Origin of the sequence: Alkalispirillum mobile, assembly GCF_003664325.1 — a bacterium.
Taxonomy (GTDB): domain Bacteria; phylum Pseudomonadota; class Gammaproteobacteria; order Nitrococcales; family Halorhodospiraceae; genus Alkalilimnicola; species Alkalilimnicola mobilis.
Genome location: NZ_RCDA01000004.1, coordinates 14,303 through 35,848, shown reverse-complemented (window position 1 = coordinate 35,848; position 21,546 = coordinate 14,303). Strand labels below are relative to the sequence as shown.

20 protein-coding genes and 1 riboswitch are annotated in these 21,546 nt (G+C 67.0%); of the genes, 7 read left to right on the top strand and 13 right to left on the bottom strand.

All coding sequences use genetic code 11. The features are described from left to right. Positions 1–204: 204 nt before the first annotated feature. Together DFR31_RS11430 and msbA are read left to right on the top strand one after the other, a co-directional pair. Positions 205–711 carry a ParB N-terminal domain-containing protein gene (locus DFR31_RS11430; protein WP_121442826.1) on the top strand — a complete coding sequence of 169 codons (507 nt, stop codon included), beginning with the start codon at positions 205–207 and terminating at the stop codon, positions 709–711. Beyond that, on the top strand, positions 708–2,495 hold the full coding sequence (gene msbA / locus DFR31_RS11425) for a lipid A export permease/ATP-binding protein MsbA (protein WP_121442825.1): 1,788 nt from the start codon (positions 708–710) through the stop codon (positions 2,493–2,495). The genes DFR31_RS11430 and msbA overlap by 4 nt, the downstream gene beginning before the upstream one ends. 29 nt (positions 2,496–2,524) lie before the next feature. On the opposite strand, the gene DFR31_RS11420 is transcribed toward msbA, so the two are convergent. Continuing rightward, positions 2,525–3,340 carry a BUD32 family EKC/KEOPS complex subunit gene (locus DFR31_RS11420; RefSeq protein WP_121442824.1) on the bottom strand — a complete coding sequence of 272 codons (816 nt, stop codon included), beginning with the start codon at positions 3,338–3,340 and terminating at the stop codon, positions 2,525–2,527. Positions 3,341–3,471: 131 nt separating this feature from the next. Between DFR31_RS11420 and DFR31_RS11415 the strand changes: the two genes are divergently transcribed. Then, entirely contained in the window at positions 3,472–4,449 is a 978-nt protein-coding gene (locus DFR31_RS11415; protein ID WP_121442823.1) for an LpxL/LpxP family acyltransferase, read from the top strand. 7 nt (positions 4,450–4,456) lie between these two features. Next, positions 4,457–5,545, top strand: coding sequence for a glycosyltransferase family 9 protein (locus DFR31_RS11410; RefSeq protein ID WP_121442822.1), 1,089 nt, complete (start codon positions 4,457–4,459; stop codon positions 5,543–5,545). 12 nt (positions 5,546–5,557) lie between these two features. Here DFR31_RS11410 and DFR31_RS11405 read toward each other — a convergent pair whose 3' ends face one another. The 8 genes from DFR31_RS11405 to DFR31_RS11370 form a co-directional block, all read right to left on the bottom strand. After that, a complete protein-coding gene (locus DFR31_RS11405; RefSeq protein ID WP_121442821.1) occupies positions 5,558–6,316 on the bottom strand; it encodes a 3-deoxy-D-manno-octulosonic acid kinase in 759 nt (252 codons plus the stop codon). Beyond that, positions 6,316–7,236: a Kdo hydroxylase family protein gene (locus tag DFR31_RS11400; protein ID WP_121442820.1), complete on the bottom strand. Its 921-nt coding sequence runs from the start codon at positions 7,234–7,236 to the stop codon at positions 6,316–6,318. Before DFR31_RS11400 ends, DFR31_RS11405 begins: the two co-directional genes overlap by 1 nt. A 15-nt stretch (positions 7,237–7,251) precedes the next feature. After that, positions 7,252–8,214, bottom strand: a complete 963-nt coding sequence (gene rfaD / locus DFR31_RS11395) for an ADP-glyceromanno-heptose 6-epimerase (protein ID WP_121442819.1) — start codon at positions 8,212–8,214, stop codon at positions 7,252–7,254. A 75-nt stretch (positions 8,215–8,289) separates the two neighbouring features. Then, complete coding sequence (hldE, locus tag DFR31_RS11390) at positions 8,290–9,723, bottom strand: bifunctional D-glycero-beta-D-manno-heptose-7-phosphate kinase/D-glycero-beta-D-manno-heptose 1-phosphate adenylyltransferase HldE (protein ID WP_121442818.1); 1,434 nt, start codon at positions 9,721–9,723, stop codon at positions 8,290–8,292. Positions 9,724–9,854: 131 nt separating this feature from the next. Further along, the gene (locus tag DFR31_RS11385) at positions 9,855–10,313 is read right to left on the bottom strand and encodes a MaoC family dehydratase (RefSeq protein WP_121442817.1); all 459 of its coding nucleotides are present in this window, start codon (positions 10,311–10,313) and stop codon (positions 9,855–9,857) included. Between the two features lie 101 nt (positions 10,314–10,414). Beyond that, a complete protein-coding gene (gene acuI, locus DFR31_RS11380; RefSeq protein WP_121442816.1) occupies positions 10,415–11,404 on the bottom strand; it encodes an acrylyl-CoA reductase (NADPH) in 990 nt (329 codons plus the stop codon). A gap of 96 nt (positions 11,405–11,500) precedes the next feature. Further along, entirely contained in the window at positions 11,501–13,309 is a 1,809-nt protein-coding gene (locus tag DFR31_RS11375; RefSeq protein ID WP_121442815.1) for a TonB-dependent receptor domain-containing protein, read from the bottom strand. A 166-nt stretch (positions 13,310–13,475) separates the two neighbouring features. Next, positions 13,476–13,725, bottom strand: a riboswitch (cobalamin riboswitch). 222 nt (positions 13,726–13,947) lie between these two features. Beyond that, positions 13,948–14,562, bottom strand: coding sequence for a histidine phosphatase family protein (locus DFR31_RS11370; RefSeq protein WP_121442814.1), 615 nt, complete (start codon positions 14,560–14,562; stop codon positions 13,948–13,950). 255 nt (positions 14,563–14,817) lie between these two features. Between DFR31_RS11370 and DFR31_RS11365 the strand changes: the two genes are divergently transcribed. The 3 genes from DFR31_RS11365 to DFR31_RS11355 are packed head-to-tail and all read left to right on the top strand — an operon-like array spanning position 14,818 to position 17,409. Next, on the top strand, positions 14,818–15,672 hold the full coding sequence (locus DFR31_RS11365) for a cobalamin-binding protein (RefSeq protein WP_121442982.1): 855 nt from the start codon (positions 14,818–14,820) through the stop codon (positions 15,670–15,672). Continuing rightward, positions 15,669–16,637 (top strand): FecCD family ABC transporter permease, encoded by a 969-nt coding sequence (locus tag DFR31_RS11360; RefSeq protein ID WP_121442813.1) that lies wholly within the window; start codon positions 15,669–15,671, stop codon positions 16,635–16,637. Before DFR31_RS11365 ends, DFR31_RS11360 begins: the two co-directional genes overlap by 4 nt. A 1-nt stretch (position 16,638) precedes the next feature. After that, a complete protein-coding gene (locus DFR31_RS11355; RefSeq protein ID WP_121442812.1) occupies positions 16,639–17,409 on the top strand; it encodes an ABC transporter ATP-binding protein in 771 nt (256 codons plus the stop codon). 33 nt (positions 17,410–17,442) lie between these two features. Here the strand turns inward: DFR31_RS11355 and aroE are convergent, their stop codons facing one another. The 4 genes from aroE to DFR31_RS11335 all read right to left on the bottom strand — a co-directional run bounded on the left by aroE (position 17,443) and on the right by DFR31_RS11335 (position 21,490). Continuing rightward, on the bottom strand, positions 17,443–18,255 hold the full coding sequence (aroE, locus tag DFR31_RS11350; RefSeq protein ID WP_121442811.1) for a shikimate dehydrogenase: 813 nt from the start codon (positions 18,253–18,255) through the stop codon (positions 17,443–17,445). Between the two features lie 110 nt (positions 18,256–18,365). Beyond that, positions 18,366–19,493, bottom strand: a complete 1,128-nt coding sequence (locus DFR31_RS11345; protein ID WP_211328297.1) for an AI-2E family transporter — start codon at positions 19,491–19,493, stop codon at positions 18,366–18,368. Positions 19,494–19,544: 51 nt separating this feature from the next. After that, positions 19,545–20,801: an inorganic phosphate transporter gene (locus DFR31_RS11340; RefSeq protein ID WP_121442810.1), complete on the bottom strand. Its 1,257-nt coding sequence runs from the start codon at positions 20,799–20,801 to the stop codon at positions 19,545–19,547. Positions 20,802–20,815: 14 nt separating this feature from the next. After that, complete coding sequence (locus tag DFR31_RS11335; RefSeq protein ID WP_121442809.1) at positions 20,816–21,490, bottom strand: TIGR00153 family protein; 675 nt, start codon at positions 21,488–21,490, stop codon at positions 20,816–20,818. Positions 21,491–21,546 lie beyond the last annotated feature (56 nt).

Genomic DNA, 21,546 nt, shown 5'->3' with positions numbered 1-21,546 from the left:
GGGAGAAAGTATAAAGGTCGCAATGTTAGCATGGGGGGCTTGCAACCACGAGAACGGCCCCGAGGCGGCCATGACTGCATGAAGGCGGACGCGATCTGGAAAGACCGGCCACTCAAGCCATACAAAGATAGGGCACCTGTGATTCACCTGCCGCCAGAGCGGGTGCGGTTCATACGGGGCAGGCCGCCTGAATGGTGGCGCTGGATGACCGGGCTGGAAGTCGCGGGGCTGGCCTGGCCCGCCCGCCGGGGACGCTGGGACCGATACATATCGCCCTTCGCGGACCACGAGGCCTACCTGGCGGTCAAGGAGGTTCACGATGCCGACCTGGCCTACGAACGCACCGCCAGTTTTGGACGGGCGATGCAGGCATTGCAGCGCAAAGGCTCTGCCAATATCGGGCATGGCGGGCGCAGAACGTTCACCGGCGAGGCGGGCGTGATCGGTCACTTCCAGGGCATCAGCGAGCTGATCCGTAGTCTGGCAGACCGGGGCTATGATCTGGAGAGGGCCGGCCCGCTCAATCTGGCAATCGGCCGAGATGGTACGCTCATCAAGGAAAAGCATGGCCACCATCGCCTGGCGGCGGCACAGCTGCTCGGCCTGGAAGCGGTGCCCTTCGCTGTAATGACTGTACACACACGGTGGCTTCTGAGCCATTTCGATGTTTTCAAGGCACATCCGGAAGCGCTACGAGACGCACTCGAATGACGACGGCAAGCCCGCAGATCAAGAAGCCGACCCATCCCCAGTCCGAGAACTCGTGGCACCTCTACAAGCGCATCTTCGGCTTCATCAAGCCGTACTGGCGGCTCGGCGTGCTGGCGATCGTCTGCATGATCCTGGCTGCGGCCGGGCAGGCGGCCTTCGCGTGGATCATTCAGCCGTTGGTCGATGGCACCTTCATTGAGCAGGACCCTAGCGCTCGGGTCTGGGTGCCAGCCGCGCTTGTCGGCATCTTTCTCTTCCATGGCGCCACCACCTTTGCCTCCGACTACACCGTGGCCTGGGTGGGGCGCCGTGTGGTCAAGGACGTGCGCCAGGCCGTGTTCGAGCAGTACCTCCGGCTGCCCACCAGTTTCTTTGACAAGAACTCGCCCGGCACACTGCTGGCCAAGCTCACCTACAACGTCAACCAAATCAGCGCGGCGGCCTCCAAGGCCATCGTGGTCTTGGTCCGGGACACGTTCACAGTGATCTTCCTGCTCGCCTACATGACCTACCTCAGTGGGTGGTTGGTGCTGATTGTTTTCGGGTTGGGCCCCTTGGTGGCCGTGGTGGTCACCGCCGCCAACAAGCGGTTCCGGAAGCTCAGTCGCCGGATGCAGACCTCCGTGGGTGAGTACGCGCAAATCGCCGAGGATGGTATCCGCGGGCAGGCCGAGGTGAAGATCTTCGGGGCGCAGGGCTACGAGGCGGAACGCTTCGACAAAACCAACACCCGCCACCACCGCCAGCTGATGCGCTACAAGGCGGTACAGGCCGCAAGCCAGCCGCTCGCGCAACTTGGCGCTGTGATCGCCCTCGCCATCATCCTGTATCTGGCCACCATGGACGTGATCCTGGAGACCATCACGCCCGGGGGCATGATCTCCTTTATCGCCGCCATGTTGCTGATGCTCCCCCCGCTGAAGCGGGTGGTCGGCGTAAACGCCGAGATCCAGAAGGCTCTGGCAGCGGGTGAGAGTGTGTTCGAGGTGTTGGATGCACCGCCGGAGCCTGATGCAGGGCAGCTCCGACTTGACCGGGCTGACGGACGGATCGAATTCGACGGGGTCGCATTCCGCTACCCGGAGTCCGATGACTGGGTGCTGCGAGACATCAACCTGAACATCGAACCGGGCCAGACCGTCGCCCTGGTGGGTCGCTCCGGTAGCGGCAAAACCACCCTCGCGGGCCTTCTGCCCCGCTTTTACGAACCGCAGCAGGGGGAGATCCGGCTGGATGGCCACCCGCTGCCGGAATACCGCCTGCAGGACCTGCGCGCCCAACTCTCCCTGGTCAATCAGCAGGTGGTGCTGTTCAACGACACGCTGGCCAATAACATTGCGTACGGTCTGGCGGAAAAGCCCACCGAGGCCCAGCTGAGGGAAGTGGCCCAGGCCGCCAATGCGCTGGAATTCATCGAGCAACTCCCCGACGGGTTCGACACGGTCATCGGCGAGAACGGCGTGATGCTCTCCGGCGGTCAGCGCCAGCGCATCGCCATCGCCCGCGCACTCCTGAAGAACGCACCCATCCTCATCCTGGACGAGGCAACTTCCGCACTGGACTCGGAGTCGGAGCAGAAAATCCAGGATGCCCTGGAGGAGCTGATGCGCGGGCGCACCACGCTGGTCATCGCCCACCGGCTCTCCACCATCGAGGATGCTGACCGGATCGTGGTGCTGGACCAGGGCCGTATCGTGGAGACGGGCACCCACGAGGAACTGCTCCGGAAGAATGGCGCCTACGCCTCGCTGCACCGGGTGCAGTTCAGCGATCAGGGGGCTTGAGTACCCGTGCAGCCCCAGGGCAGGCCCAGCTAACTGTTAATGGCTTCGGACACCACTGCCTTGGTGATCAGCAGACGGCGGGCATCCTTGCTCGCCCGCCGCAGCAGCCCGCCCATGACGGCCTCAAGCCGGGCCAGGACTGCGTGGCCCCGGGCGAGGCTGCGGCGCATCTCCCTGCCTGGCTGATGGCGATGCAGGTAGGCATGCACCATTGCCTTGCACAGTTGCTCGGTCTCGCCCGGTTCCAGCCCCTTGAAGGCCGTCGCCGAATAGATCAACAGGTAGAGGTCGATGGCCTGACGCACCCCCAAGGGCAGCACGTGATCAAGCGGCTCCTCGAAGTCGATTCGCAGCAATGTCTGCCCGTCATCGCCGATCAGGTGGTTACGGAGCTGCGCCCCACCGTGCCAGTGGTGCTCTTCATGAAACCGGCCCAGGTCCTGCGCCACGTAGGTCAGCCAGGGCAGTAGCTCATCGAACGGTTTGTGTCGCAGGTGCTGCCAAAGCGGGACACCGCCGTCCTCCATCAGCAAATAACCGGGTTTCACCCCCAGCACCCGGGGGACCGGCTCGCCGGCCTCGCGCAACTCGGCCAGTCGTTGGGCCTCGTACTCCAGCTGCGCCTGCTGCCCCAGCCTCAGCGGTTTCTGTGCCGGCCAATACCCCAGCATCAGCCGGCCGAGCACCGCGCCGCCGAACGCGCGCAGCCGCCCACGCCCGGGCGCGGCACGCTTGGCAATACATCGGTCCCCGGCGTGGCGAATGGCAAAAGCACGGCCCCGGGCCTTCTCCGCTGCGGCGTCCAGTTCGGTAAGGTCCGGCCCGGCTGCGTGGGAAGTGCTCATGACGGATAAGTGACATTTTCGTGAAACGGGTGCCCAGTCTAACCCGTTTCACGGCGGCCGGGGGCTCTCAACCTGTCCCCGGGCGCGGCTGGTATACTGCGCCCAACCAAGATGTGAACCAGCAACGCCCCATGGCCAAAGCGCGTAGCAATCATCCTGTCCACCCGGTTAACTGGGGCCATGCCCTGGGTATAGGCACCCTCCGGTTACTGAGCCGCCTGCCTGCCCGCTGGGCGCTGGCGCTGGGCAGCGCCGTAGGCGCCATCGGATACCGACTGGCACGGCAACGGCGCCTGATCATCCGCCGTAACCTGGAACTCTGCTTCCCGGAACTCGACAAGGCAGCGCGCGAGCGGCTGGTGCGGGAGAACTTCCGGTACACGGGGCGCGGCCTGATGGAACTGGCCCTGTCCTGGTTCGGTGGCCCAGGCGTGGACCGCCTGCCCCTTGAAGTGGAGGGGCTAGAGCATCTCCGGGCAGCGCAGGCGGACGACACGCCGGTGATCCTGCTATCGGGGCACTTTACCACCGTGGAGATCTGTGGCCGGCTGCTGCGCCAGCATTCCGAGATGGCGGTCATCTACAAGCCGATGGACAAACGGCCGCTGGCCGACCGCACCATGCGCGAGGGCAGGGCGCGGGCCATCGGTCCGGTGCTGTCCAAGGATGACCTGCGCGGCATCGTGCGCACCCTGCGCAAAGGGCTCCCCGTTTGGTACGCCGGTGACCAGAACTACCGCAGCCGCCAGAACGTGTTCGCACCCTTTTTCGGCATCCCCGCTGCCACGGTCACCGGACTGAGCCGATTGGCCCGGCTGAGCAAGGCGCGAGTGGTACCTATCTTTTACTACGCACGCACCGATGGCCCCGGCTACCGGGTGGTCTTCAAGCCAGCGCTGGACGGGTTCCCGTCGGGGGACGAGCAGGCCGACGCGGAGCGGATGAACCGCATCATTGAGGAGGCCGTCCGGGCGCAACCTGCGCAGTACTTCTGGGCGCATCGGCGCTTCAAGAGCCAGCCGGACTCGAACGTGAACATGTACCCCGGCGTGAAGGACCACCGCCTGGAGCGCCGCCGCCGGCGCCAGGCCCGACAGGAGAGCCGCTGAACTCATCATGGCCCGACCAACCCTGCCCCTGACCAAGCCCCCACGTTCTCTTTGCATCCTGCGGTTTTCCGCGCTGGGGGATGTAACTCACATGACCCCGGTGGTCCGCACCCTCCAGCGGGAGTGGCCGGAGACACGGCTGACCTGGATTGTGGGCAAGGCCGAGCACACCCTGGTGGGCGACATCCCCGGCGTGGAGTTCGCGGTCTTCGACAAGGCCGCCGGCTGGGCCGGCTATCGCGACCTGTGGCGGCAACTGCGCGGGCAGCGGTTCGATGTGCTACTGCACAACCAATTCGCGCTGCGGGCGAACATCGCCAGCCTGGGCATCCGCGCCGACCTGCGACTGGGCTACGACCGGGCGCGCTCCAAGGACCTGCACGGCCTGTTCATCAACGCCCGCATCCCGCCGCACCCGGGCCAGCACGTCATCGACATCTACTTCAGCTTCATCGAAACACTGGGGGTCCGGCGGCGCCACATGGTCTGGGACATCCCGGTGCCGGACGTGGCCGAGGCGCGCGCCCGGACCCTGATTCCGGACGATCGCCCTACCCTGGTAATCAGCCCCTGTTCCAGCCACGCCCTGCGCAACTGGACTGTGGAAGGCTGCGCCCGGGTGGCGGATTACGCGGCACGCCGGCACGGTCTGCGGGTGCTGATCACCGGCGGCCCTTCGGAGGGGGAGCAAAAGATGGGCGCAGAGATTGCCGCGCAGGCGGAAACGGCGCCCGAGAACCTGGTGGGTCAGACCTCTATCAAGGAGATGCTGGCCCTGTTGGGTCGCGCAACCGCCGTGGTCAGCCCCGATTCCGGCCCGGCACACATGGCCAACGCCATGGGCACGCCGGTAATCGGGCTTTACGCCTGCACCAACCCGGGTCGGGCCCGGCCCTACTACAGCGGCCAGTGGTGTGTGGATCGCTACGACGAGGCCGCTAGACGGGAACTGGGCAAGCCGGCCAGCGAGATTCGCTGGGGCACCAAGATCGAACGCCCGGGGGTTATGGCACTGATCACCCCGGACGATGCGATCGAACGACTGGATGCCCTGATGGCCGCCGGTGCCCCGCGCGCTACCCCGCCAGAGTCCTGAGGGCGGCGCCTGCTATCGAGAACAGATGCCCTCGTAGCCGGCAATCAGGGCCGAGAAGCAGGCCTCGGAATAAACCCAGCGCTCGCGAATCCGCAGCCGCTTCTCCAGGTCCCGCTTCAACCGCTGCAGGTTGGCCCGTCGCCAGTCGGCGGTGGACTCCGGCCGGTGCTCACCCCGGTCCCAGTCGATGATCCAGATCTTCCCCTCGGGGTCGATGAGGATGTTCCGACTGTTCAGGTCCGGGTGCCAGTGGCCGGCGTCGTGAAAGCGGCGGATGCAGGCACCAACCGCACGCCAGGTGGCATCGCTGACCCCATCTTCGCCCAGATTCTCATCCAGCGAGCGCCCGCCGGGCACCCGCACGGTGATGAGGTCTGCGGAATAGGTCGGACCCAGCCGCACCACCCGACCGGCCACCGGACGTGGCACCGGTAGGCCCTCATCGTACAGCCGCGCCGTGTAGTGCCACTCCTGCCAGGGCCGGGTCTCCTGCAGCCCCTGCCAGAGGTAACGATCCCCCAGGGCCCGGGCGATGGTCCCGCCTCGCATGTAGTGGCGTAGCACCCATTGCTTGGGGTCACCGGGCGATTCCTCTTCGGCCGTTTCAGGCGCACGGAAGAAGACCACGCTGCCGCGGCCGCCGCCACGGCCGGTAACCAGGCCCTGCCGCTCCAGTTCCACCGGGTCGAACCACCAGTGGGCGGGCGGTTGCGCCAGTGCCGTGTCGTAGAGGACGCGGACCCGGCCCTCGCGCCAGTGGCGTGCCTCCATCAAGCTGCCTGGCCGGCCTGTTCCAGTACCTTCCAGGGGGAGCGCTCGGGCAGGTGGCAGGCCTCCGGTTTGACGTAGTAGGTGGCTACCAGGGCGTGTTGCCCGGACAACGCGGCGTGGCTCACCAGGTCGGTAAAGACGCACCAGCTGTGGAAGGGCTCGAAGGACAGCTTCACGCCCCGGTCAGGGTCGTTCTGGTAGTCATCGTTGTCCTTCATCCAGTTGTGCATCCGGCGCATGGCGCGGTCGTAGGGTGAGGTGTCCCCCACCACCTGCAGCTGCGGCAGCCCCAGCGAGGCCAGCCCCCGGAGTGCGCCACTCCAGGCACGCTCGCCCAGACCCTGACGAAGCGCCGGGGCCGGCGCGATACCGGCGGCCTCGCCGTACGCCTGGTACAGCTCCCGGAACTCCTCGGCGATCCGCCAGATACGCGCCTCTTCCGGGTTGATGTTGGTGAAGAAGCGCAGCGGGCGCCAGCCGTGGGTGGCCCCGGCCGGGAAGGCGTCCACGTGCAGCAGCTCGTTGTTGGAGTGGCGCTTGATGACCCGCCCCTTTTCCTGCACCGGCCGGAAGTTGACCTTGCGGGGGCTCCAGCTCGCGGAATAGCCGGGCAGCATCCGCCCCAAGAAGGCGTTCACGGTGCGACTATGCTCGCGCAGGATGCGCATGACCTGCTCGCCGGCGTCGCCCTCATTCTTCATCCCGCTGATGTAATCACCGTGGGGGTGATAGCTGATGTTCTTGAGCTTGATCAGCTTGCCCACCTCGTTGCGCAGGAAGTGCAGATCCTCCTCGCTGGGCAGGGGCAACCGCCCCGGCTCGAACAGCAGGATGTTGCCCTGCTCAAGCGTCCGCTCCAGGCGGTCACCGGGATTGTCGTACTCCTCTGCGGTGACGCGGTGCAGGGGTTGTTCACTCATGGATCGTCCTCCGGGTCAGCTCGGCATGACGGCGGGGGAATCCGCCACCGCGTCCAGGTAGTTGCGCACGCCGGTCTCGATGTCGTTGAAAGCCAGGTCGCAGCCGGCGGACCGCAGCTGGCTGAGATCCGCCTGGGTGTAGCTCTGGTAGCGGCCTTTCAGGTGTTCCGGGAAGGGGATGTACTCGATCTCGCCGTGCCCGAACCAGCCGATGACAGCACGCGCCATGTCATTAAAGGTACGTGCCCGACCGGTACCGCAATTGTAGATCCCGTTGACCTCCGGGTGGTCGAGCAGCCACAGCTTGAGGCGGACGCAGTCGGTTACGTCCACGAAGTCGCGCCGCTGCTCGCCGTCCGCGTAACCATCGCTGCCCTCGAACAGCCGAACTTTGCCGGTCTCCTGCAACTGCCGACTGAAATGGTGGATGACACTGGCCATGCCACCCTTGTGCTGTTCGCGCGGGCCGTAGACGTTGAAGTAGCGCAGTCCCACTACCTGGGCGGACAGGTCGTCCATATGGCGGCGCAGGTACTGGTCGAAGGCGAGCTTGGAGTACCCGTAGACGTTCAGCGGCCGCTCATGCTCCGGGTGCTCGGTGAAGACGCTGTTTCCGCCGTAGACGGCGGCTGACGAGGCATAGATGAGCGGGATACGGCGGTCCTGGCACCAGTGGAACAACGCCCGGGTGTACTCGAAGTTATTGCGCATCATGTAGCGCCCGTCCCACTCCGTGGTGGCGGAACAGGCGCCCAGGTGGAATACCGCCTCCACCGGGCCAACGCCCTCGTCCGCCTCAATCAGGGTGATGAAATCATCCTTGTCGAAGTAGTCGGCGATGATGCAATCAGCGAGGTTGAGCGCCTTTTCGCCCCGGGTGAGGTTGTCCACCACGATGATATCGGTGCGACCGCGCCGATTCAGTTCGTGGACCAGGTTGCTGCCGATAAAGCCGGCGCCGCCGGTTACGATGATCACAGTACTGCTCCTGCCATTGGGGTATGCACGGCATTGTAAGCGCGCGCCCCGGCCGGTGAAAGCGGCCCACCGGGCTCAGCGATTGGTGCTGGACTGCATCCGCTCGATCATCGCCGAGGTGGAACAGCCGTCGAGGAAGTCGAGGATCTCCACCCGGCCGCCGTGGGCCACCACTGCATCGTGGCCGGCGATCTCCTCTGGCCGGTAATCGCCCCCTTTTACCAGCACGTCGGGCAGGACCTCGCCGATCACCCGGGCCGGGGTGTCCTCACCGAAAGGCACTACCCAGTCCACCGACGCGAGCCCCGCCAGCACCGCCATACGTTGTTCTACCGCGTTGATTGGGCGCTCCTCACCCTTCAGCCGCCGCACCGACGCGTCATCGTTGACGGCGACAATGAGCCGGTCACCACGACTGCGGGCCTGCTCCAGGTAGGCCACGTGGCCCGCATGAAGCAGGTCGAAGCAACCGTTGGTCATCACTATGCGCTCGCCGTGAGCACGGGCATCAGCCACGGCGTGCAGCAACTCCGGTTCGGTGAGCACGCCGCGGCCGCTCTGTTCCTGCTCCTGCAGCGCGCGGCGCAGTTCGGCAACGCTCACGGTGGCAGTGCCCAGTTTGGCCACGACGATGCCGGCGGCCAGGTTGGCCAGGGCGGTGGCCTGGGGCAGGGCCAGGCCGGTGGCCAGCCCGGCCGCCAGGGTCGCGATGACGGTATCCCCGGCCCCCGTCACGTCGAACACCTCCCGCGCACGCGCGGGCAGGTGTACCGGTACCTCGCCGGGCCGGACCAGGCTCATCCCGTCCTCGCCCCGGGTGATCAGGATGGCCTCGATGCCGCATTCCCGCGCCAGCACTTCGCCGCGCCGGACCAGTTCCGCATCGTCCTGGCAATGCCCGACCACCGCCTCGAACTCACCCAGGTTGGGGGTGATCAGGCTGGCCCCGCGGTAGATGGAGAAATCGCGCCCCTTCGGATCCACCAGCACGGGCACCCCGGCCTCCCGCGCCGCCTCAATCAGCGGCCGCGGGTCCCGCAGGGCCCCCTTGGCGTAATCGGACAGCACCACAGCACCGCAATCGGCCAGCAGGGGTCGAAACTGGGGTAGCAGGTCGCGGGCCCGCGTACCCGGAAAGCCATCCTCAAAATCCAGCCGAATCAGTTGCTGATGCCGGCTGATGACCCGCAGCTTGGTGATGGTGGCCGCACCGGGCTGGCGGCGGAAGTGGCAGGCCACACCGGCATTCTCCAGCAGCGAGGCCAAGTCATCGGCCGCGTCGTCCTGGCCGGTGACACCCACCAACCCCGGCTGCCCGCCGAGTGCCGCCAGGTTGAGAGCCACGTTACCGGCACCACCCGGGCGCTGCTCGATGTCGCGGACGTGCACCACCGGCACCGGGGCTTCGGGGGAAATGCGGTCGGTGCCCCCGTGCCAGTAGCGGTCCAGCATCAGGTCGCCGGCCACCAGCACGCGGGCCTGGTCAAAGGGGGGAAGCGTGATCTTCATGGATTACGAACGGCCTGGCTTCAGGTGGGCGGGTAGTATACCGCCCCTGCGTCATTGCTTCGCTAACGCTCCCAATGACTGCAGTGGTGGCGGAGCGGGTCGACCATTGGCCCGCCCTGCGCACCCAATGGTCAGGCGGCGGCGGTTTCCTGTTGCTCGGCACGGGAGGCCACCAGTACCGTGGCCTCACCGACCACCACCACGCGCCCCTTCACCGTGCAGACGGTCTCCAGGGTGATGCGCTTGCGCTCGCGATCAATGGCCCGCACGGTGGCCGTAGCTTTCACGGTGTCACCGATGCGCACCGGCGCCTTGAACTTGATGAACTGGTCCAGGTAAATGGCGCCTGGTCCGGGCAGGCGAGTGCCCAGTACGCAGGAGATCAACCCGGCCAGGTACATGCCGTGCACGATACGGCCCCGGGCGAAGGTGTTCGAGGCGAACTCCTCGTTGATATGCACCGGGTTGTTGTCACCGGAAAGCCCGGCATAAAGCACCACATCCGCCTCGGTGACGGTCTTGGCGTAGGACCCGGACATGCCCTCTTCCAAGTCCTCGATGTAGTAACCCTGATACTCGTCCATCATCATTTCGGGCACCTCAGGTTTAGGCGGTAATACCAATCGGCATGATGCACTGCACAATGCACCATGCCGACAGCCATTTCAAGGCCCTGAGGCGATCCGAATGATTACAAGTCGACGATTACCCGGCCACGCACCTGCCCCTTCAGGATGTCTTCGGCCACCTGCGGCACCTGCTCCAGGCTGATCCGCTCGGCCACCTCAGACAGCTGATCGGCAGACAGGTCCCGGGCCAATCGTGCCCAGGCCTTCTCCCGCATCGGCTTCGGACACATAACGGAGTCCACGCCCTGCAGGCGGATGCCACGAAGGATGAAGGGGAAGACAGTGGCGGGCAGGTCAATGCCGCCGGCCAGGCCACAGGCGGCCACGGCCTTGCCGTAACGCACCGATGCCAGCACGTTGGCCAGGATCTGGCCTCCCACGGTGTCCACCGCACCGCCCCACTTCTCGCTCTCCAGCGGGCGGGCCGGCTCGGTGAGCTCCTCCCGGGGCACGATCTGGGTGGCGCCCAATTCGCGCAGCCAGGCCTCGTTCTCCGGGCGCCCGGTCACCGCAGCCACCTCAAAACCAGCCTTAGCCAGCAGGGCGACAGCCATGCTGCCGACACCACCCGAGGCACCGGTGACCAGCACCGGGCCATCGTCCGGCACCACGCCGGCTTCTTCCAAAGCCATGACGCACAGCATGGCGGTGAAGCCTGCGGTGCCGATAGCCATGGCACCGACGACATCCAGGCCTTCCGGGAGAGGCACCAACCACTCGCTCTTGACCCGGGCCATCCCGGCCAGGCCGCCCCAGTACCGCTCACCCACGCCCCAGCCGGTCAGCACCACGGCATCGCCAGGCTGGTAGTCGGGTGAATCGGACTCGACCACGGTCCCGGCGAAGTCGATGCCGGGGACCATGGGGAACTTGCGCACGATCTTGCCCTTGCCGGTGACCGCCAGGCCATCCTTGTAGTTGATGCTGGAATGACTGACGCGGACGGTGACGTCGCCCTCGGGCAGGTCCGACACGGTCAAATCCCGGACTTCGGCCAGGGTCTTGCCGGCATCGTCCTGCTCGAGTACCAGTGCCTTGAAGCTGTCGCTCATGGGGTTCTCCTCCTGAATGCACCGCTATACAGCGGTTTGGTTATCGCACCTGAATAACCGTAACACCGATTCAGCAGTAGGACCCCATCCCCGGCGTCAGAGCTCCGGTGTCCAGGTGAAAGAGATAAACCCGGCCTGCCCCGCCGTGTTATACCCCTCCGCGATGGTGTAATCCTTATCCAGAAGGTTCTCCACCGTCGCCCGCAATGTCATGTCATCTCTAATCCGCCACTGCGCCCCGACGTTCACCAAGCCAAACCCAGACAGGCGCTGACCGAGATCCTGCCGGGAACCCTCGCCAGTCACCTCAGCGAAAGCTGCCCACGGGCCCGGATCGTAAGCGGCACGAATCAGTCCACTGGCGCGGGTCCGGCGCGCTAACCGCTCGCCATCATCTCGGTTCTCGGGGTCTTGAAAATGGGCCTCCGCCCTCAAGCGCCAGGCGTCCTGCTGCAGTTGCCAACCCAACTCCACGCCCTGCACTCGAGCTCGTCCGACATTGACGTTCAAATCCTGGGTACCGTCATAGGTGATCAAGTTCCGGTACCTGGTCTCGAAAAGCGCGATATCAATACGCTGGTTGGCCACCGGCCGCACCCGCACCCCAGCTTCAAGACTTGTTGCTTTCTCCGGATCCAGGTCCGGGTTACCACCAAAACCGAATCGTTCAGTCGCATCCGGCGCCTTGTAGGCGGTTGCACCCCGAATCCGCCACTGCCATACCTCATTGGGCTGGAAGGCGTAGCCCAGGCTCCAGACATCCTCGCTGGAAAAAGCCTGATCGTTCACATAACGCCCACCGGCCTCGACCCGGTGGGCAGCGTGTTCAAGGCCTGCCTGCAGATACGCGGACCGACGGCGCTCCGTGGTCTCGTAGGCGGTGCCGAAGCTCAGCGACTCAACATCCTCCTGATGGGCCTGGATACCGGCTGTGAGCTCCAGTGGACCCACGACGAAGTCGTTCTGCCAATCCACGCCGTAGCGCTCAGTAAACACAAAGTCATCACTGTCGAGCTGGTCCAAGTCATCCTTGTAACGGCTCAGCGTGACCCGGCTCTCCAGTGATTCACGCGGCTGTGCTGCAACGCTGAGGCGGCTCAATTGGGTCTTGAAGTCCTGGGCCAGGGGCATGAGCGAAAAGGTGTCATAGTATTCAGCCTCCCCCTGGGCCTGGAAATGACTCACATCGACCGCCACTTGGTCACCGTCCATCCCGGCGCGTAACAGCATGGAATCATTATCGAAGCCGCTGTCCTCATCGCCATCCACCACCGCAGGAAACCCATCGACGCGCTGACGCAATGCCTTGACCGCGGCGTAGCCCCCGGCTTCATCCCGGTGGGTGACGCCCACTTGCTGCTCCTCGCGGCCATACCGGCCCAAGCCGAACCCGAACCGCCCCCTAGTACCCAGGTCCGGCTCCACCGTGATCAAGTTGATCGCGCCACCCAAGGCGTCGCTGCCGTGCAACGTTGCTGCCGGCCCACGGACCACCTCAATGCGTTCAAGAAAGGCTGGATGCAGGTTCTGCAAGGCAGCTGCGCCCGCGCTTCCCGGGTTGATCGGCACGCCATCCATCAGGACCAGCGTATGATCACTGTTTCCACCCCGAATGAATACAGAGCTCTGTTGCCCGGGGCCACCCGCCCGCGACCGGTCGACGCCCGGCACACTACTGAGAACACTCAGAGTGTCGACCGCCTGCTGCTGCTCTATCTCTTCGCGGGTAATCACTGCTACGGAAGACAACGACTCCTCGACCGTCTGTGCGGTGCGCGCCGGGGTCACCACCACGGGCGGCAGGACACCACTGGCGGATTCGGTTTCGGCAAAAGCCGGCGTTGCAAAGGTGGAGACGACAAGCAGGCTGGCGGCGGTAGCCACCATCGGTTTCATTCTAGTCATGTTGCAGATGCCCCAAGTACAAAGCCGTCGCCCCGCGACGGAATCAGACCTTCGGCCGCGCCCCCGCACGACCACGGATACACGCGGGACCTCGGGCGGGACAGTGCACAGCAGGCGGGGCAACACGGAACAGGCAGGCCTCGTCTGCCGTCGGTCGCCCACCGCAACCCGGCGTGTGCGAAAGGCCGGTCTCCGGGCTGATGAGCCGGGGCCTCTGAGGAGGGCCCGAAGCGGCCGCCTTCCCATGCCGGGCTGGAGTCCCGGGGCACAGTGGCGAGGGTGGCCGTTTGCGCTCAATCACCGTTGCGGGGGCAGCGCCGGACTGGGTGGCTGGCTGTGCAGCCCACCGCACCGGCTTCCCGTTTCATCCCGGGGCGCGGAACGCGCCCCGGGACACCTGTCGCAGGCGGCAAAGCCTATAGCGACACCACCCGGGAGTCAAAATTCAGAAAATTCCTACAAGGATTGCTGAATTATCTGATAGCCAGCCGGCGCCAACAGGCGCAAGATAAACATACCTGAGCTGGCCAGGGTTGGCCGAAGGGCGTGACAGGGACAGTCACCACCCACTCGGGCCTGACGGCGAGCATTCAACCGAATGCTCGCCGTCATTCCTTGTCCAACGTCAGCGTGCCGGGTCAGACCCCGGGACGGCCATGGGCGAGCAGGGTTGCCACCGGTTCGCCCCCTACCCGGTCCACGCGCAGACGGGTCATGCAGGCATAGGGCACCTGAAGCCGGCTCAGCAGGTGCCCCGGGTCCCCTCCCAGCGCCTCGGCCAGCAGCACACGGATCACGCCCCCGTGGCACACCACCAGCAGGCGCTGCCCCGGCGGCTCCGCGACCCACCGGTGCCACCCCCTCGCCAGCCGGGCGTGCAGCGCCTCCAGCGTCTCCCCCTCGGGCGGCGGGTTGTTGCGGGGGTCCCGCCAGAAGGCATTCAGGCGGTCACCCTCCGCCTCCATCAAGGCTTCCGGGCGCCACCCCTCCCAGCGACCGAAATCGATCTCCTTGAAGTACGACTCCAGGTGCAGGGGCAGGCCCTGACGGTGACTGTACTCCCGGGCAAAGGCCGCACACCGGCGTAACGGCGAGCTGATCACTGCATCCCAGCGGCAGCCCCCCGACACCGCATCACGGAGTTGCTCCCAGCCGGTCTCGGACAGGGGGTCATCCAGACGACCGCGGTACTTCCGGCCGCCCTCGGGCTCACCATGGCGCAACAGGTCCACGTACAAGGGGTGCTCGTTCAAAGCATCACTCCACAGCAGAGACAGCGCGATAAGGATACACCCAGTGCGCGGCCACGGGCCCGGTTTGACGCTCCCGTGGCCGGTTGCTAGGTTTCGTTCTCCTACCCACCCCGCCAGCCGGCGCCCCCCGCGTACCGGATGCCGGCATGGCCCTCGTAACCCGACAGGATGGCAACAAACGTGCAGCACCATTCAGGCGATGCCCGCACACCCTGGTGGACCGGCCTCCTGGCCGCCGGACTGGTCCTGGCGCCCATGAGCGGCGTGATGGCCGCCGACCCGATCTGCGTCGAGGACGACCGGAACGAGCGGGTCTGCCTGTCCCAACCCGCCGAACGGGTGATCAGTCTCAGCCCCCACATCACCGAGCAGCTTTTCGCTGTCGGCGCGGGCGAGACCATCGTCGGCACGGTCGGGTTCAGCGACTATCCGCCCGAGGCAGAATCCATCACGCGCATCGGAAGCCACGACCGCATCGACGTGGAGCAGGTGGTGGCCAAATCGCCCGACCTGGTGATCGCCTGGGGCAGCGGCAACCCCAGTGCCCAGGTGGAGCGCCTGGAAGCGCTGGGCCTGCCCGTGTACGTCAGCGAACCGCGGGGATTCGCGGACGTGGCCGATGAGCTGGAACGGCTCGGCCAACTCACCGGCAGGTCGGACGCCGGTCGCGAGGCCGCCCGGGCCTTCCGCGGCGAATGGGAGGCGTTGCAGACCCGCTACGCCGAGCGCAGCCCGGTGAGCACCTACTACCAGATCTGGGACCAGCCGCTGATGACCGTCAACGACGAGCACCTGATCGGCCAGGCGATCCGGCTCTGCGGGGGTGACAACGTGTTCGGCGACAGCAGCCGGCTCACCCCCCGGGTGGACCGGGAGGCGGTGCTGGGGGCCGACCCGGAGGCCATCCTGGCCAGCGGCAGGGGCGAGGAGCGCGAGGACTGGGTGGAGGAATGGCGCCGCTGGTCGGGCAGCACCGCCGTGCAACGGGACAACCTCTACTTCATTCCCCCATCGCTGCTCCAGCGCCATACCCCGCGCATCCTCGAGGGCACCCGCCACCTCTGCGAGGCGCTGGACGAGGCGCGCGACGGGCGCCCGGAGCAGGAGTGACCCGCCTACCCGCCACCCTGGCCGTCCTCGGCCTCGCCGCCCTGGCGAGCCTGCTGCTGGCCGTGGCGGTGGGCAGTGTGCCGTTGACCCCGGCACAGGTCTGGGCCGGCCTCTGGGGTGAGGGCCCGCCGCTACACACCACCCTGGTCCAGGAACTGCGCCTGCCGCGTGCCCTGGCGGCCTTCGCCACCGGCGGCCTGCTGGCCGTGGCCGGGGCGCTCATGCAGGTGCTGCTACGCAACCCGCTGGCCGACCCCTACGTGCTGGGCCTCTCCGGCGGGGCCGCGGTGGGCGCCCTGCTCGCCATGCTGGCCGGGCTGGGCCTGGCCCTGGTCTCCGGCGCAGCCTTCATCGGCGCGCTGGCCTCCACACTCATCGTCTTCGGCCTGGCCCACGGCACCGGCAGTTGGACCCCCACCCGCCTGCTGCTCACCGGCGTGGTGGTGGCGGCGGGCTGGGGCGCGACCATCAACTTCATCCTGGCGATCAGCCCCAGCCAGGAGTTACCCGGCATGCTCTTCTGGCTGATGGGCGATCTCTCCCACGCCCGCTCGCCCTGGCCGGCCCTGGCGGTCCTGTTCACCGCCACCCTCTGCGCCTGGCCCCTGGGCCGCAGCCTCAACGTGTTGGCGCGGGGCAGCCTGCAGGCGGCGGCGCTGGGGGTCCGGGTGCGTGGGCTGGAGTGGACCGTCTACCTGGCGGCCTCGCTGCTCACCGCCACCGCGGTCACCGTGGCCGGCAGCATCGGCTTCATTGGCCTGGTGGTCCCGCACATGCTCCGGCTGGTCCTGGGCAATGATCAGCGCGTCATCCTGCCGGCCTCGGCCCTGGCCGGCGGTGCGCTGCTCACCCTGGCGGACACCCTGGCCCGCACCGCCATCGCACCGGAACAGTTACCCGTGGGGGTGATCACCGCCCTGCTGGGCGTGCCACTGTTCCTCTACCTGCTGCACCGGAGCCGCTGACATGGCCGCATCGCTGCTCACCATGGACGACCTGGTCATCCACATACCGGAACGCCCCCCCGGCTCGCCGCTGAACCTGGCGGTGGCACCGGGGGAGTGCTGGGGCATCCTGGGCCCCAACGGCGTGGGCAAGACCACCCTGCTGCACACCCTGGCCGGGCTGCGCGCCCCGCACCGGGGAGAAGTGCGCTTGGGTGGCGAGCCACTCGCCCGGCTGGGCCGACAGGGCGTGGCCCGGCGCCTGGCGTTGGTCTTTCAGGATCACCACGACGGCTTCCCCGCCACCGTGCTGGAGACCGCCCTGATCGGCCGCCACCCCTACCTCCGGGCCTGGGACGTGGAATCGCCGGAGGATACGGCCATCGCGGCGGAGGCGCTGGCGCGGGTTGACCTGGCAGGGCTGGAACACCGGCTGATCGCCACCCTTTCCGGCGGCGAACGCCAGCGGCTGGCCATCGCCACCGCGCTCACCCAGACCCCGGAGCTGTTCCTGCTGGACGAACCCACCAACCACCTGGACCTGCACCACCAGACCCGGGTGCTGGCGCTGGTGCACGCGGAGGTGGCGCGCGGTCGGGCCGCGGTACTCTCCCTGCACGACATCAACCTGGCGGCCCGGCACTGCGACCGGCTGCTGCTGCTCTACCCGGACGGCCAGGCCTGCTGGGGCCCCACGGCCGAGATGCTGGTACCGGAGGCGCTGGAACGGCTGTACGGTCAGCCCCTGGCCACCGGCTCGGTAGCCGGCCAACCGGTCTTCGTGCCGCGCTGACTGCGCGCCGCCCCGGAGTGCTGACCCGGGGTGCTAGTCCCCGCGCAGGGCGGCGATCACCGGCGCCGTCTCCGGTCGCACGCCGCGCCAGAGCAGGAAGGACTCCGCCGCCTGCTCCACCAGCATGCCCAGTCCATCCAGCGCCACCGCGGCGCCGTGCGCCTGAGCCCAACGCTCGAAGACCGTGGGGCCGTCCCCGTAGACCATGTCATAACAGGCGGCACCCTCGGCCAGCAGATCCGCCGGCAGGGGCGGCAACTCGCCTGACAAGCCGGCGGAGGTGCCGTTGATCACCACGTCGAAGGGACCGCGGAGGGCATCGAAGGCCACCGCGCTCAGCCGGCCACCGTCGGCGAACAGCTCCACCAGCGCCTCCGCGCGGGCCACGGTGCGGTTGGCGATCACCACTTCGGCCGGTGCCTCGCCCTGCAGGACGGGCAGCAGCCCGCGCACCGCGCCCCCGGCACCCAGCAGCAGCACCCGGCGGCCCGCCAGCGCAACCCCGTGGCTGACCCTGAGGTCACGCACCAGCCCGGTGCCGTCGGTGTTGTCCCCCACCAGCTCGCCGTCCGCCATGTAAAGGGTGTTCACCGCCCCGGCCCGCTCCGCCCGCGGCGCCCGGCGGTCAGCCAGTGCCCAGGCCTGCTCCTTGAACGGCACGGTGATATTCAGGCCGCGACCGCCGTCGGCGAAAAAATCGCGCACCGCCGCCTCGAAGCCATCCAGCGGCACCAGGATGCGGTCGTACTGGATGGCCTCGCCGGTCTGTCGGGCGAACATGTGGTGGATCTCCGGCGACTTGCTGTGGTCGACGGGATTGCCCATCACAGCGTAGCGGTCGGTCATTGCAACTCCCCAAAAGTCGGTGGACGGTCCGGTATTATCGGCCGGGGATAGTACCGCGCCGCCTAGCGACCTGCCTACTGCACCCGCCGCTGGGCGTCGGTCTGTGCCCGCTATCGCGCCAGCACCCGGTGCACCGGTTTCAGGGCATCGATATGGCTAAGCAGCACCTGGATGACCGTCATCAGCGGCACCGCCAGCAGCACCCCGATCGCCCCCCAGAGCCAGCCCCAGAAGAAGATGGAGAGAAAGACCACCACCGGGTTGATGGACATCCGGTAGCCGTGGATGTAGGGCTCCAGAAAGAACCCCACCAGCGTGTTCAGCAGCAGATAGCCGCCGGGCACCACCAGCATCATCCAGGGCTCGGACAGGGTGATGGCGGAGATCACCAGCAGCAGGGCCGCCGTCAGCCCCACCCCCAGGTAGGGTATGAAGCGCAGGAGCGTGGCCACCACCCCCCAGACCGCCGGCGAGGGCAGACCCACGCCCCAGGCCAGCAGCCCGGTCACTAGCCCCACCAGGCTGTTGCTGGCCGTGATCACCATCAGGTAGCGGGCGATCTCGCGCTGGGACTGGCGGATAACGGTTAGCGCCGTGCGACGGCGGGCACGGCTGCCCAGCTGGGCGATGAACTGGGTGGCCAGTCGGTCGCCGCTGACCAGCAGGAAGTAGCACAGGGCCAGCGCCAGGGCCAGGCGGACCAGGTTGCGCTGGGCGTTGACCACCAGCTGTCCGCGCCAGGATTCAGACTCCAGCACTACCGTGGTGGGCGCCTCGTCTGCATCCTCCTCCTGGCGAAGCCCCTCCACCGTCTCCTCCACCTCGCGGGCGGAGCGAGTCATCCGCTCGTAGGCCTCGTAAACTCCGCTGTCGGTGACCAGCAGCTGGGCAATACCCTGGGGGGCCTCCTCCATCCAGTCCAGCATGGGATTGGCCACCAGCGCGCCGATCCCGCCGACGGCCCCCACCAGCCCGGAGAGCAGTACGAAAGCGCCCACCGCCCGGGGCACGCCGCGCCGGGCCAGCCCGTGCACCGCTGGCGCCAGCAGCAGACTGGCCAGCACCGCCAGCGTAATGGGAAGCGCGATATCCCTTGTAAGGTAGAGGGTGTAGAGAATGGAGAGGATGAACAGCCCGTACAGCGGCAGACGCAGTGCGCCCAGGGCGGACAGGCTGTCGCCGGCGCCATCGCGGGCCGCTCCGGAGCCCTCGGCGGGTGTCATGGGGTCATCGGCCATACCCGATTATGACCAAAGCCCGGCTGGAGGGCCAATCTGCGCCCGGACCGGTCAACCGCCGAAGGCAAGCAACAGCAGATAGAAGAAGAAGATCGCCAGGATACCGCCGGCCGGCAGGGTCACCAGCCAGGACATGAACACGCCGCCCACCACCCGCAGGTTCAGTGCCGCAATACCGCGGGCCAGGCCGATGCCCAGCACCGCCCCCACCAGCGTCTGCGTGGTGGAGATGGGCAGGCCAAAGCCGGAGGCGAACACCACCGTTCCGGCGGTGGCGAGCCCGCAGGCAAAGCCGCGGCTGGGGGTCAGCTGGGTGATGTTGCTGCCCACCGTGGCGATCACGTGGTGCCCGAGCATGAACAGCCCGGCCACGATGCCGCCGCCGCCGAGCAACAGGATCCACAGGGGCAGCTCCGCCTGCGCGCCCACATCGCCACCGCTGGTGACCACGCTGACCACCGCGGCCACCGGACCGATGGCATTGGCCACGTCGTTGGAGCCGTGGGCGAAGGCCATGGCGCAGGCCACCACCACCATCAACACCCCGAACACCCGTTCCACGGAGGCGAAGTGGAAGTCCCGGTCCGCGCTGGGGTCGATACTGATGCGCGCGACCAGGCCCTTGCCCACCAGCCACATGCCCGCTGCAAAGGCCAGCGCATAGCCGTAGCTCTCCGCCTCGGTGAGTTCCAGGCCCAGGTGGCTCAGCCCCTTGACCATCGTGACCGACGCGATGACGAAGGCGGTCAGGCCGATATAGATCGGTACCCAGAGCCGGGCGGCACGCAGCGGGTCGGGGTTGTCCAGCACCAGGTACTGGACGCTGCGGAAGAGCACGAAGCTGGCTATGCCCGCCAGCACCGGCGAGACTACCCAACTGGCCACCACGGTGCCCACGACGCCCCATTGCACGGCACTCCAGCCCACCGCCGCTATGGCAAAGCCCACCAGCGCACCGATGATGGAGTGGGTAGTAGAGACCGGCCAGCCGCGCTTGGAGGCGATGAGCAGCCAGGTGCCGGCCGACGCCAGTGCCGCCAGCATGCCGAATACAAGCAGCTCCGGTGAATCCTCCAGCGCCCCCGTCTCGACGATGCCACTCCGTATGGTGGCGGTCACCTCCCCGCCCGCCAGCACGGCGCCGGCAAACTCGAAGATCGCGGCCACCACCACCGCCTGGCGGATGGTGAGGACCTTCGAACCCACGGAGGGGGCCATGGCATTGGCCACGTCATTGGCGCCGATGCCCCACGCCATGAACAGCCCGAACGCGGCGGCCAGCACCAGGTAGACGACACCGTACTCCATGGTGGGGTAACTCCTTAACGGGCCATCAGGATCTGCAGGCGGCTGCCGGTCTGCTGGGCCCGGTCGGCCAGCGACCCAACGCGCTCGATAAGCTGATAGAGGAACATCACGTCCACCGGCGGAATGCGCGGCTCCAGCTTCTGCAGCAGGCTGCGCAGCTGCACCTGCATGCGGTCGGTGTCGTGTTCAATGGCATCCAGCTTGTCGAGCATCTCCTGCACCACCTCCACCTCGGCGCCCCGGAAGCCCGTCTCCACCAGCTCGTCCAGCTGGTCAACGGTGTTCTTCGCCTGGCGGGAGGCATCGATGGCACGGTTCAGGTAGTCCATGAAGGGATCAACCAGCGGCTCCGGCAGCTGCATCTTGCGGCCCAGCACCAGGCCGGCGATGTCCTTGGACTTGTTGGCGATGCGATCCTGGGCGCGCAGCAGTTCCAGGAAGTCGGCCCGGTCGAAGGGCATGAACATGCTGTGGGGCAGCTTGTCGCGCAGCTCCTTCTTCAGCGCATCCGCCTCCCGTTCGATATCGGAGACCCGCTGCTGGGCGGTAGCCACGGCGTTGTAGTCACCCTCGGAGACCGCCTTGAACAGCGGCAGCAGCGCCTCGGCACAAGCCAGTACCTTGGCCATGTGCTGCTGCAGGGGGCTGACGGGCGAGCGCCCGAAGATCGATGAGAAGTAGCTTTTCATGAGCCCGGGTACCGGGTGTCTGCCGGGCCCTGAATGTTACAACAGGATATCGGCGC

Excerpts from the sequence above, each read along its gene's own strand:
- DFR31_RS11430 (WP_121442826.1), top strand. The coding sequence starts at position 205 with ATGACCGGGCTGGAAGTCGCGGGGCTGGCCTGGCCCGCCCGCCGGGGA.
- msbA (WP_121442825.1), top strand. The coding sequence starts at position 708 with ATGACGACGGCAAGCCCGCAGATCAAGAAGCCGACCCATCCCCAGTCC.
- DFR31_RS11420 (WP_121442824.1), bottom strand. The coding sequence starts at position 3,340 with ATGAGCACTTCCCACGCAGCCGGGCCGGACCTTACCGAACTGGACGCC.
- DFR31_RS11415 (WP_121442823.1), top strand. The coding sequence starts at position 3,472 with ATGGCCAAAGCGCGTAGCAATCATCCTGTCCACCCGGTTAACTGGGGC.
- DFR31_RS11410 (WP_121442822.1), top strand. The coding sequence starts at position 4,457 with ATGGCCCGACCAACCCTGCCCCTGACCAAGCCCCCACGTTCTCTTTGC.
- DFR31_RS11405 (WP_121442821.1), bottom strand. The coding sequence starts at position 6,316 with ATGGAGGCACGCCACTGGCGCGAGGGCCGGGTCCGCGTCCTCTACGAC.
- DFR31_RS11400 (WP_121442820.1), bottom strand. The coding sequence starts at position 7,236 with ATGAGTGAACAACCCCTGCACCGCGTCACCGCAGAGGAGTACGACAAT.
- hldE (WP_121442818.1), bottom strand. The coding sequence starts at position 9,723 with ATGAAGATCACGCTTCCCCCCTTTGACCAGGCCCGCGTGCTGGTGGCC.
- DFR31_RS11385 (WP_121442817.1), bottom strand. The coding sequence starts at position 10,313 with ATGATGATGGACGAGTATCAGGGTTACTACATCGAGGACTTGGAAGAG.
- acuI (WP_121442816.1), bottom strand. The coding sequence starts at position 11,404 with ATGAGCGACAGCTTCAAGGCACTGGTACTCGAGCAGGACGATGCCGGC.
- DFR31_RS11375 (WP_121442815.1), bottom strand. The coding sequence starts at position 13,309 with ATGACTAGAATGAAACCGATGGTGGCTACCGCCGCCAGCCTGCTTGTC.
- DFR31_RS11365 (WP_121442982.1), top strand. The coding sequence starts at position 14,818 with ATGAGCGGCGTGATGGCCGCCGACCCGATCTGCGTCGAGGACGACCGG.
- DFR31_RS11355 (WP_121442812.1), top strand. The coding sequence starts at position 16,639 with ATGGCCGCATCGCTGCTCACCATGGACGACCTGGTCATCCACATACCG.
- aroE (WP_121442811.1), bottom strand. The coding sequence starts at position 18,255 with ATGACCGACCGCTACGCTGTGATGGGCAATCCCGTCGACCACAGCAAG.
- DFR31_RS11345 (WP_211328297.1), bottom strand. The coding sequence starts at position 19,493 with ATGGCCGATGACCCCATGACACCCGCCGAGGGCTCCGGAGCGGCCCGC.
- DFR31_RS11340 (WP_121442810.1), bottom strand. The coding sequence starts at position 20,801 with ATGGAGTACGGTGTCGTCTACCTGGTGCTGGCCGCCGCGTTCGGGCTG.
- DFR31_RS11335 (WP_121442809.1), bottom strand. The coding sequence starts at position 21,490 with ATGAAAAGCTACTTCTCATCGATCTTCGGGCGCTCGCCCGTCAGCCCC.